This window comes from Rathayibacter sp. AY2B5 (assembly GCF_002931645.1).
Taxonomy (GTDB): Bacteria; Actinomycetota; Actinomycetes; order Actinomycetales; family Microbacteriaceae; genus Rathayibacter.
This window is the reverse complement of the sequence record NZ_PSUE01000011.1, coordinates 87,280-97,691: the sequence shown is the minus strand read 5'-3', so window position 1 is coordinate 97,691 and position 10,412 is coordinate 87,280. Positions and strand designations below refer to the sequence as shown.

Here is a 10,412-nt window from a genome sequence, read left to right as displayed (position 1 = left end):
GAGAAGACCTGCGGTCGACCCTGGCGGCATCACCAGCACGCGCCGACAACGCCAAGCCCCTCCGAGCGGTCCGCTGAAAGCGTCCCGCAGATCGATCCCCTAACGGGACGGCCACGCACGGTCCCCCGCGTTCTACCTACCGACGCCGAAACGCTTGATACAGCGCGCCGATGATTACCAGAACACCGATTCCGACGAGGACCCAGGTACGGGGGTCCTCATTGACGCTGGTGCACACGCCCGGCGAGTTCACATAGTCCGCGCAGCTACCCGAACGGTCCCCAGCGAGAAGGACCACCACCACTAGTGCAACGAACGCGGTCGCGAGCCACCACCATCGAACACGACGCCGTTCCGATGCACCCATGACGAGACTGTACGACGACCCCGCGATCGCAGGGTGGCCGGGCTTCAAGGTTGTGCACGCGACCGCGAGCATCGAAATGTGCACGGTCGTCTGCACGAGTGCCGCGACGTCGCGGTGAGCCATGCAGACGACCGCGGGGAACGACAACGTCTCTCGACGCCCGGGAGGCGTCCGGTGAACCACCCCTACCGGACGCCCTGGTAGCAGCGGGCGGTTCGCCCTCGCATGCGCGGCAGCCGCCGACCCGGTGAGTGACACGGCGGCCACACTCGTCACGATCGGCCTCTGCGGGCCTGCGTAGCTTGAAACGTTCCGCTCACCGATCCCCTTACGGGACGGGCTTGGGCTGAGCGTAGGTAGGACGGCTCGCCCTCCGCTACTCCGACGAGGCAGCAGGCTCGACGGGACGTCCTCACGCTCCCAGCGAACAGAGAGGGTGTCCCTGCTAGGTGCTGGCAGAATGGACACAACAGGTCGGACCCGCGGATTCGCAGGTGCCGGCCCAGCAACGGAGACACCCACACTGACGCCGCGCAAGCGATCGTCAATCGGACTAGCCGCGCAAGCGGTGGATCTCACGTTCTGCGAAAGACCTTCCTCACCGAAGATCGTCGAGTCACATGCTCCGCGTCCCGCGACGTAGAGCCGAAACCGCTCAGACGATGCATCCCGGCGCGGAAGTAGCAACGCCCCTAGTAGTCAATCGATCTAGGCGCGACTGCGCGGGCTGTTGCGCCGGCATCGAGACTCTTGTGAGCGACTTCCTCGCAGCGACCGGTACGGTCGCAATCTTCCCCGCCCTTCTGAGCGGGCTCGCGACCTTCGGGCCGTGGGTCATCGGAATCGTCTGCGCTCTTTTCCTACTGATCATGCTGGGGTCGCGGGCGATCGATCTGTTGGCGCAAGCGATCGGTACCGTCGTTGTGCCACTCGTCGCCGTGTTCGGGAACAAGACCCGGAGTAGTAACGCTCGGGCTGCACTCGAATCGCGCCCCGATGCCGTTGAGCCTCGGAAGAAGGGACCTTCGTGAGCGGCGTCTCTAGGTGAGGAGCTGCGCAGGGACGCCGGCGGCGACGTCTTCGCCCTCGATGGTGGCGAATCCGGTGACTGTCCCGATTGCGTCGACGCCGAGCGAGGAGTCCGGGAACCGGGCGACGAGCGAGGCACCACGGTCCGTGACGTGGGTGACGTCATAGTTCGCCTGGGTGGCGCTCTCGAACTCGAAGACGAACGCCTTCGTCTCCTGCTCTGAGAGGCGGACGCCGAAGTGCTTCACCAGGGCGCCATCGGCGCCGGTGAGCTCGATGCCGTAGGTGAACCACTCCGCCGGCTGTCCCGGCCCGATCGGGTCGCCCAGAGTGAAGGTCGCGGTGATCCCGGAGGGTCGACGGCGACGTGAACGGCCAGCAGCTCGCGCGGGGTCGGGGTGCTCATGCGCTCACCCTAGAACCGCTACGGCCCCGTGGACACGTCCAGGGTCCGGTGGGAGGGTGGGCGCATGTCGAAGCCTCGGACCAAGCTCGCGCGTGCTGCGCTGATCAGCAACGGGATGGTCTGGTTCGGGCTGTCGTTCATGCTCTTCGCGATCGCCGGCGAGCAGACGTACGCGGCGTTCACCGGTGAGTGGTTCAACGTGCTCGGATGGGCGCTGATCGTCGCCGTGGCCGCCGGCCTGGCGGTCGTCGGGGTGATCGAGAACCGGAACATCCGGGCGGGGAAGAAGTACAGGCCGCGTCCTCGCCGCTGACCATCGCTCGAGCGCGGGTGGCCGTTCCACGCGCGTGACTGGGGGGTCGAGGGGGTTCTCCCCCTCGTGCGGGCCGGCCCGTTTCGGGTCGGCCCGCGCACGCGCTCAGAGTGCGAGCGTGTGGAGGATCAGGGTCGTGGAGGCGATGGGCTTTCCGAAGTCGGTGTAGTCGAGGGTCGCGCGGCGGTTGCTGATGAGATCGAGGGCGATCAGTTCCTCCTGGGACTCGTCCGTCGTGTCGCCGGGCTCCTCGTCCCATTCGCGCAGCACCTGGCGGTCGGCGTCGAGGACTTTCCACAGTCCCCAGACGTGGGCGATGGGGCCGGTCGTCTCGTATGTGAAGACGAGGGCGGTCGCGGTGGGCCAGCCGTAGGCGGCCGCGGCGACGATCAGCGCTCGCGCTGCGGCGGCGGTCGCGTCGGCGTCGCCGGACGCGGCCGCGGCGTCGACGGCGACCTCGGCCGCTCGCAGCGTCGGGTCCTCCTGGTACGGGTCGAAGCGGTGGGCGGGGCGGGGTGCGGTGGTCGTGGTGGTCATGGTCGGGCCTTCCTGTGCAGCAGTGGGAGAAGAGGAGGGGCGGGGACTGGCGCGAGCCGGTCCCCGCCGGGTGGGCTAGCTGAGCCCTGCGGCGTCGGTGGGGGTGCTGTCGCCGGTGACGACCTGCTCGACCGGGGAGAGCGCGTATCCCCAGGCCGCGAGCTGGCGGAAGTGCTCGGCCGTGCGCTCGTCGCCGCGGCGCCAGGACTCCTTGCTCGTGTGCGCCTCCTGCCCTCCGAGCAGGACGGCCAGCGCGACCAGGCGGGCCTTCGCGGGGTTCGCCTCGACCAGCGCCGCGAGGGCGTCGACGCGGTAGCCGGAGGGACGCTCGATGCGCAGCAGCGCGTGCGCGAGATCGCTGCCGTTGCTCATCCCCGACGACACCGCGAACCGGTGCGCGGTGAGGCCGAGAGCGATGACGCGATCCGCGTCCTTGGGGAGGGTCTTGCGGGCGAGGAACGTCGCGATCCCCTCGCGGCGCACCTTCTCGGCCGCGTTCCACGCCTTGTTGTTGGCGATGAGCACCTTCCGCTCCGCGGACTTCTCGGCATGCTCCTCCTCGGCCTCCTCCTCGGTCTGCGGCTGCTCGGGGGCTCCGTAGGCGTAGGTGAATCCGGCGGCGGTCGGGTCCTGAACCAGGAGCGTGACCTCGACCTCGCCGCGCCAGCTGGTGTCGATGAGCACTCCGCGGCCGGGAGCGGCGGCGACCTGCTCGGGAGTGACGCTCTTCCCGTCCTCGCCGCGCAGCTGCCGGATGGGCGTCCACGTCGCCTGGTCGCCGTAGGCGTCGGAGCGGGTGAGGGTCTGGAATCCGTTGCCGGTGTACTCGGCGGCGGTCGCTGCGAGGAGCGCCTGGTGCGCGGCCTCGTCGCGGAGGGTCTGCGCGGTGTGCTCGAACCGGGCAGGGTCGTGGGTGGCGACCTCGATCAGGTTCGCGCGGGCGTCGGCGTCGTCCTCGAACTCCAACAGCACCGCCGCCTGGTCCAGGGTCAGCTCGTGCTCGTGCAGAACGGACGTGACGGTCGCGGACTCCGCGACCGCAAGCCCCTTCTTAACCGCGTCGGTCTTGGTGCCGGTGCGCTTGGCGATCGCTACGGCGGTGACGCCCTCGAACGCGAGCTGCGCCCACGCGGCGGTGCGGTCCGCGACGCTCAGCTCGGCGCGCTGGTCGTTCTCGATGATCTGCTGCACGATCCGGTCCGCGGTCGTCTCGTCGCCCTCCACGACGTAGACCGGGATCGTGACGACCCCGGCCTCGCGGGCGGCGAGGGTGCGGCGCTGTCCGGCGCGGACGATGACGTTGCCGTGCTCGTCGCGGCGGGCGAGGACCGGGGTGATGACCCCGTTCTCGCGGATCGACGCGATGAAGTCCTTCGTCAGCGGGGCGCTGGTTCGGACGTTCGCCTCGATCACGAGGGCGGTCGGGTCGATGTGCTGAACGGTCCCGGTTCCGGTGGTGATAGTCACGATGGTTTCTCCTCAATCGGTGTGCGATCATTGAGGCGACAAGTCCCGTGGTTCTAAGCCAACTACGGGGCTTTTGTCGTCTTCCTGATCGTTTTTCTTTGCCTCTCCGGCGAGTGAAAACCAATTGAGTGGAGTCGGCGGAGTGACGGCTCTCTCGGGCGAAATAAGGGAGCCTGCGACCGCGTCCGAGAGAGACGGCACGCAGCCGACGGAGCGAGATAGGTTGAAACCGCGGAGAGGTGAAGAAAACCTGGAAACGCGCCGCGTAGCGGCTCCCGCCGGCGGTGCTCCGTCGCCGCTGCGCGTGCGGAGCTCGCGCCCCGCCGGAGAAACGACGTCGGTAGGCTTCGGGCAGGTGACGCTTGATCACCCCGAACGGGAGAACGACATGAACGCCGTGATCTACCGCATTCGCTCCATCGCCGCATCGCTCCGCGCGAAGTTCACCACAGCGCCGACGGCGCTGCCGAAGGATCCGTTCGGGGAGCCGCCCCGCGAGGCTCACGACCCGCACTCGTATCAGGAAGAGTCGTGGAAGGCACCTGCGCCCTCCACGATCAACTTCCACTAAAGCCATGCTCCCCGGGGAGTGTGAGGGGATCGCCCCTCGCGGGCCGGCTGGAAGGCCGGCCCTCCCCCACCTGCGACCCCTGCATGTGAGACCGAGATCCGACTGCTGGACGCGGCGGATCTGGGGCACACCGAGATCTGATCGTCGCTGAAGGCCGGGGTCCCGCTCCCGGCCTTCGTCATTTCTGGTCCCCACCCGGAAAGGGGCCGCCGCGGAGGGACATCTGCCCGTTCCTGCACGGATGTTCACGGTAACGTCAGCCGACTCCTCAGCGGCGAGGAGGTCGGCGGGAGCTCGTGCCCCCGCCTGCTGCCGCTCGGGGCACTCAGCGAGGACCGACCCAGAGGACGACCATGCGACGACGACACGCCCTGCTCCCTGGAGCGCTCACCGGACTGCTGCTGGCCTCCGGGCTCGTCGCCGGAGGGCCCGCCGCGGCTCCAGCGGCGGCCGCTCCGGTGGCCCCCGCTCCCGCCGCTCCCGCTCCGGACCGCCCCGTCGCGGCTCCGGACGCCGAGCCCACCGTGATCGAGCCGGAGGCGGACGCGACGACGCAGCAGGCCGCCCTCGCCCTCGACGCCGACTTCGTCGACGTCGAGATCCCGGCGCGCGCCCAGGTGCAGACGCACCGCGTGACGATCGCGCTCGTCGCTCCGCAGGGCACCGTCCCGGGCGGGTACACGACCGCCGACGCCGTCCGCGCCCTCGACCTCGTCGACCGGTTCTACTCCCGCGAGACCAGCGGGGCGATCCGCTTCGAGCTCGACCAGGTCGTCGACTGGCAGGTCGTCGACCAGCCGATCGGCTGCACGAACACGGGCGGACTGCAGGACTGGATCGCGCAGAGGACCGGCTGGCAGCGCGGACCGGGCAAGCACCTGGTCGCCATGGTGCCTGAGGGTGACCCGTGCCCGAACTGGGCCAACGGCGAGCAGTCCGGCGATCCCGATGACGGCGGACGCGCGTTCCAGCCCGGACCGGACGCGTACTTCCTCGCGCACGAGCTCGGCCACAACCTCTCGCTGCCGCACGCCTACAGCGTGAACTGCGCCACGACCCGCGACTACGCCTCCACCCCGCTGCCCGCGGACTGCCGCCGCGAGGAGTACGGCAACCGGACCGACGTGATGGGCGGCGCCTGGTCGTTCCTGCCGCTGTCGTCCCCGTCGCTGGCGCGCCTGGGCACGCTGCCGAACACCCGCCAGCCGGTCTGCGGCGCACCCCGCACCACGACGCTCGACACCCTCGGAGCCGGACCCGCCGGCCGGCGTGCGCTCACCTGGAACGACCCGCAGGACACGGGCATCCGCTACTGGGCGCAGTACAACGACCGCGCCGACACGACGTCCGACGGCGGCGCGTACACGAGTCCCTTCCAGGTGCGCCGCGACGTCTCGGGCGTGCAGATCCTGCGCTCGAACCCGGGCCAGCCGTACGCCGGCGACCTGCTCGAGCGTCCGGGCGACGCGAGCGAGGCGAACGAGTTCGTGCTCGCCGGAGAGAGCGCAGTGCTCAACTCCGGCATGTCCGTGCGGGTCGACCGGATCGACGAGCTCACCCGGACCGCGACGGTCACCGTGACCGTGCCGTGCACCGACTACGTCGGCGACATCGCTCCGCTCGCCTCGTCGACGAGCGCTTCGTACACCTCGCCGTGGACCTCGGTCGGAGCGGTCGCCGACGGCGCCGCCTCGACGATCTGGGGCTCCTGGCCCCGGGTCGGAGAGCAGCACGTCGAGCTGCGCTGGCCGAGCGCCGTGACCGTCGACAGCGCCTCGGTGCTGTTCGCGAGCGACGCGGCCGACGCCGACGGACGCGGGCTGATCCCCGCGCGGTCGTGGCGGGTCGAGCACCTGGTCGGCGACGTCTGGACTCCCGTGAGCGGAGCGGCTCCCGGCCGCGAGCGCGACGTGCTGAACCGCGCGACGTTCGCTCCGGTGACCACGACGGCGCTGCGGCTCGTGTTCACGGCGTGGGGAGCCGGCGAGTACGGCGGGTCCACGGGCGTGGCCGAGATCGAGGTGAACGGCATCGCCCTCGCGGCCTCGGCGGAGGCGCGCGGGACGCTGCAGAGCGTGACGACCGCGACGACGCGCGACCTCGCGCAGTCCGTGCTGGTGCGCGACTCCTCCGGTCGCGCCCTCGCGGGCCGCTCGGTGGGCTTCGCGATCACCGGGCCGGCGGCCTTCGAGAGCGGAGCGACGACCGCCGCGGTGCTGTCGGGCGCCGACGGCGTCGCCGCGCTCCCCCGGATCCGCACCGGCTCCACCGCCGGCACCGTCTCGATCACCGCGCGCGTCGACGGCGTGACGACGGCGCTGGCCGGAGCGAGCGTTGCGCCCGGCGCCTCCGTCACCGCGAAGGCGACCTCGCGGCTGATCCTCGGGAAGGTCGTCGTCACGGTGACGGCGACGAACACCGGCCGCGCGGCCGCCGATCTGACCGTCGTGACGCCCTACGGCACGGCGTCCTCGGCCGCGGTCGCCCCGGGCGCCACGGTGACCAAGGTGTTCCGCACGGGCAAGAGCTCGATCGCCGCCGGCACCGGCACGGTCACGGCCGTCTCGGGCGCCTCGCGCGCGAGCGTCTCGGTGGTCATCCCGCGCGCGTGACCGGGACGGGGGCTGCCCGCCCGCCAGGACGACTCCGTCCGGGCGGGCGGCTGCTGTTGGCGTCGAGGTGACGCGCCCGGCGACGTGCCGCGGCGGAGTGATCGGGGGACACGATGAGGCGGACGACCGCAGGGATCGCACTGGCAGGAGCACTGCTGCTCGCCCTGACGGGATGCGCGGGCGGAGGCGGGACGGTGGGCGAGGTCCGACTTGTAAGCATGACAACAAGTCAGCGCGGCCCGCTCGTCAGAACAGAGGAGGGAGCTGCCCTGAGGTGAGGATCAGCCGCAGCCCGACCGCGAGAAGAGCGCCCGTCGCGATGACGACTCCGACGATGAGCCGCCGCTCAGCGGCGCTGTCCGCCGCGGCGATCCGGTTCGCTCGGATCGCCTCCTCCTGCTCGATCAGGCGGCGGCTCGTCTTCCGACTCAGCCCCGTCAGCCGCTCGCCGTGCAGGCGCACACGGTCGGCCTCCTGCTGGAGTCGGCCGCTGGACAGGCGCGAGAGCTGATGAGCCGCGCGCGCGGCCCCGGGCCGCTCATCGACACGGCTGCGCTCGATCACGTAGTCACCGCCGGGATGAGGAACGCGATCAGCGCGGCGGCGTGGTCGGTGCCGTCCTCCCGGACGGGGAACCCTCCGAGCACCCACACCCCGGGGAGGGTGAGCGTGCTGCGGACGCCCGCGAGCAGCCGTTCGGTGCTGTAGCTCTCGTGCTCCTCGTAGTAGTTGCGCTCGAACGCGACGATGAGGCCGATCTGCTCGGGCGTCGCGCATCCGGTGTCGGCGTCGATGACCGGTCCGGTGCGGGCGGGGTCCGGGGTGAGGAACGCGATCAGTGCGGCGGCGAGGGCGGAGCTGTCGTCCTCGACGGGCTCGGCGCCCGGCAGGGCGTGGGCGTTGCGGACAGCGGCGAGCATCACGTCGTCGCTGTCGTCGGCGTTCTGGTCCCAGTGAGCGCGCTGGTCGGTGATGATGAGGGCGACCTGATCGGGGGTCGCGAGGCCGGTGTCGGTGTCGGTGCGGTACATGGTCTGTTCCTCTCAGCGGGTTGCGGCCAGCGCGGTGTTGATGTCGACGGTGATCCCGCGCTCCGCGAGGCGGTCGAGGGTGGCGGGCTCCTTCGCGATCTGCTGCCAGCCCTCGGGCGAGATGACGACCGCGGGATCCCCGTCCGCGTCGTTGAAGACGACACAGGTGCGCGAGTCGAGAACGGCCCCGGTGCGCGGGCAGAGGATGTTCTTGCTGACGAGGTAGGTGACCGTCTGGTCACGGAGGATCGCTTCGAGGGTGTCCATGTGTGTTGCTCCCGCTCCTGGCTGATCGTTTTTCTTTGCCTCTCCGGCGGGGAAAACCGTTTGAGTGGAGCCGGCGGAGTGACACCGATCACGGGCGAAATAAGCCCGTAGGGCGCGTCCGGGATCGGTGGCACGCAGCCGGTGGAGCGAAATAGGTTGGAACCGCGGAGAGGTGAAGAATCTCAATCAGGTTGTCAACAGCGCCGCAGGCTCCTCCGGCCGGCTCCGTCCGGCAGGGCGTAGCCGGCTCTTTGGGCAACCCCCGTGCCCGTCTGCTGAGTAGCGTGGGCGCATGGAACGCGACTTCTTGGTTCGACCGGCCCGGCCAGCCGATGCGGAAGCGATGGCGTTGGTACACGTCGCGTCCTGGCGAGACACCTACCGCGGAACCCTGGTGTCAGACGATGTCCTCGATGCTCCCGACCTGCTCGAATCAAGGGAACGATTCTGGATCGGTGCTCTGACAGACGAGCGATGGGCCGACATTCGAGTCGCCGTTGCGGAACGCGAGGGCGTCATCTTCGGCATTGCGATGTCGAATCCCACCGAGGGTGAGGAATGGACGTGGCACTTGAACGTCCTCTACGTCGCAATGGAACACCACGGAACCGGAGCAGGCGAGGCTCTCTTGAACGCAGTGATCGATCCTGGCGAGCCCGCAGCGCTCTGGGTCGGGGACCCCGTTCCGCGGGCGCAGGCGTTCTACCGCAAGAGCGGGTTCGCCCCCACTGGGACCGTCAAGATCGAAGGCGGCATCAGAGAGATCCGCATGGTCCGCCCGGCGTCCTGACCCGCGACCTTGGTGTCGGCGGTGACGACCAGCTCGACCGGGGAGAGCGCGTAACCCCAGGCCGCGAGCTTTTGCTCGTGTTCGCCTCCTCACCTTCGGTCCGGCCGCGAGGGGCGTCCCCCTCGCGCTCCCCTTCGGGCGAAACGGCGGCGTGCGCCCAGCCGGTCCAATGGACGTAGTAGAGGGTGCTGCCGTAATCGAGATTCCCGGACGTGATTTGCATTTCGCGGTCCTCCACCTCCGTCTCCGCGTGGTTCGTCGAGTGAGGCAGAATCGATTGACTGGCGGTCGGTGCTGGTGCTTCCCGGGGGGATGAATGGGCTCCAGCAGCGCAAGATCGCTCCCCGCCTCCTTACGGGTGCTTCGCGTACTCGGCCAGGTGCTCTTGATCCTGGTGGTGGTCGCGGCGCTCCTGCTGCAGTTCGTGGCGTCCCTCCCGACTCTGGGCAGGGTCCTCGGGGACTGCTTCAGTCCGGGATACGTCCCCGCCGAGGCGTACTGGTACGCCGTAGCCATCGTCGTCATCGCTACAGGCGTGTGGGTCGCCTCTGAGAGGAACCGGGCGACTGGCCACTCAAGAGCTCTGGCTTTCACTCTTCTCACGGTCGGCATTCTGGGCGCAGCGGTGTTCACGTTCGTTGCGTTCTTAGGCGCTGCGTTCTGGCACGCGAAAACGACAACCTCTCCTCCGCCGATGGATGGGGTCAATTTGGCGTTTTCATTGCGGCCTATGCGACCCCGGCGTTCGCGCTGATCCTCGCCGCGAGCCTGATGCTCGTTCGGCGGAGGGCTGCACCAGTTGCGATACCCGTGCCGCCCATCACATTCCTCGCCGTCGTGATCGCGAGCCTGGCGTTCCAGATCATCCGATCCTCGGTCGTGTGCTGAGCAGGGCAGTGCGATTCCGTCCCCGAGGGGCCGCCCCTTACGGACCAGCGCTGTCTGCGCTCTGACTCGAGCAGTCCATATCGACTGCCGCGACGGCGCGCTGGTGCCGACGCCGGTCACGCCGTCTTGTGGAG

Annotated in this window: 10 protein-coding genes; 4 read left to right on the top strand and 6 right to left on the bottom strand. The window is 69.6% G+C overall.

Annotation, left to right across the window (positions count from 1 at the left end; all coding sequences use genetic code 11):
- Window positions 1-1,407: 1,407 nt before the first annotated feature.
- The gene (locus C5C30_RS09360; protein WP_104333597.1) at window positions 1,408-1,644 is read right to left on the bottom strand and encodes a hypothetical protein; all 237 of its coding nucleotides are present in this window, start codon (window positions 1,642-1,644) and stop codon (window positions 1,408-1,410) included.
- Window positions 1,645-1,866: 222 nt separating this feature from the next.
- Here C5C30_RS09360 and C5C30_RS09355 point away from each other — a divergent pair, with 222 nt between their 5' ends.
- Window positions 1,867-2,115 (top strand): hypothetical protein, encoded by a 249-nt coding sequence (locus C5C30_RS09355; RefSeq protein WP_104333596.1) that lies wholly within the window; start codon window positions 1,867-1,869, stop codon window positions 2,113-2,115.
- Window positions 2,116-2,220: 105 nt separating this feature from the next.
- Here C5C30_RS09355 and C5C30_RS09350 read toward each other — a convergent pair whose 3' ends face one another.
- Both C5C30_RS09350 and C5C30_RS09345 read right to left on the bottom strand, forming a co-directional pair.
- The gene (locus tag C5C30_RS09350; RefSeq protein ID WP_104333595.1) at window positions 2,221-2,652 is read right to left on the bottom strand and encodes a hypothetical protein; all 432 of its coding nucleotides are present in this window, start codon (window positions 2,650-2,652) and stop codon (window positions 2,221-2,223) included.
- Window positions 2,653-2,727: 75 nt separating this feature from the next.
- Window positions 2,728-4,119: a ParB/RepB/Spo0J family partition protein gene (locus C5C30_RS09345; protein ID WP_104333594.1), complete on the bottom strand. Its 1,392-nt coding sequence runs from the start codon at window positions 4,117-4,119 to the stop codon at window positions 2,728-2,730.
- 355 nt (window positions 4,120-4,474) lie between these two features.
- Here C5C30_RS09345 and C5C30_RS09340 point away from each other — a divergent pair, with 355 nt between their 5' ends.
- Together C5C30_RS09340 and C5C30_RS09335 are read left to right on the top strand one after the other, a co-directional pair.
- Window positions 4,475-4,690 (top strand): hypothetical protein, encoded by a 216-nt coding sequence (locus C5C30_RS09340; RefSeq protein ID WP_146076862.1) that lies wholly within the window; start codon window positions 4,475-4,477, stop codon window positions 4,688-4,690.
- Between the two features lie 353 nt (window positions 4,691-5,043).
- A complete protein-coding gene (locus tag C5C30_RS09335; RefSeq protein ID WP_104333593.1) occupies window positions 5,044-7,302 on the top strand; it encodes an Ig-like domain-containing protein in 2,259 nt (752 codons plus the stop codon).
- A 246-nt stretch (window positions 7,303-7,548) separates the two neighbouring features.
- Here the strand turns inward: C5C30_RS09335 and C5C30_RS09330 are convergent, their stop codons facing one another.
- From C5C30_RS09330 to C5C30_RS09320, 3 genes are read right to left on the bottom strand one after another with little or no spacing between them, the layout of a single operon-like run.
- Complete coding sequence (locus C5C30_RS09330; RefSeq protein WP_104260266.1) at window positions 7,549-7,866, bottom strand: hypothetical protein; 318 nt, start codon at window positions 7,864-7,866, stop codon at window positions 7,549-7,551.
- Complete coding sequence (locus C5C30_RS09325; protein ID WP_104333592.1) at window positions 7,863-8,333, bottom strand: hypothetical protein; 471 nt, start codon at window positions 8,331-8,333, stop codon at window positions 7,863-7,865. The genes C5C30_RS09330 and C5C30_RS09325 overlap by 4 nt, the downstream gene beginning before the upstream one ends.
- Window positions 8,334-8,345: 12 nt before the next feature.
- Window positions 8,346-8,600, bottom strand: a complete 255-nt coding sequence (locus tag C5C30_RS09320; protein WP_104223237.1) for a hypothetical protein — start codon at window positions 8,598-8,600, stop codon at window positions 8,346-8,348.
- Between the two features lie 292 nt (window positions 8,601-8,892).
- Between C5C30_RS09320 and C5C30_RS09315 the strand changes: the two genes are divergently transcribed.
- A complete protein-coding gene (locus tag C5C30_RS09315; protein WP_219814210.1) occupies window positions 8,893-9,390 on the top strand; it encodes a GNAT family N-acetyltransferase in 498 nt (165 codons plus the stop codon).
- The last annotated feature ends 1,022 nt before the right edge of the window (window positions 9,391-10,412 follow it).

Excerpts from the sequence above, each read along its gene's own strand:
- C5C30_RS09325 (WP_104333592.1), bottom strand. The coding sequence starts at position 8,333 with ATGTACCGCACCGACACCGACACCGGCCTCGCGACCCCCGATCAGGTC.
- C5C30_RS09355 (WP_104333596.1), top strand. The coding sequence starts at position 1,867 with ATGTCGAAGCCTCGGACCAAGCTCGCGCGTGCTGCGCTGATCAGCAAC.
- C5C30_RS09320 (WP_104223237.1), bottom strand. The coding sequence starts at position 8,600 with ATGGACACCCTCGAAGCGATCCTCCGTGACCAGACGGTCACCTACCTC.
- C5C30_RS09350 (WP_104333595.1), bottom strand. The coding sequence starts at position 2,652 with ATGACCACCACGACCACCGCACCCCGCCCCGCCCACCGCTTCGACCCG.
- C5C30_RS09335 (WP_104333593.1), top strand. The coding sequence starts at position 5,044 with ATGCGACGACGACACGCCCTGCTCCCTGGAGCGCTCACCGGACTGCTG.
- C5C30_RS09315 (WP_219814210.1), top strand. The coding sequence starts at position 8,893 with ATGGAACGCGACTTCTTGGTTCGACCGGCCCGGCCAGCCGATGCGGAA.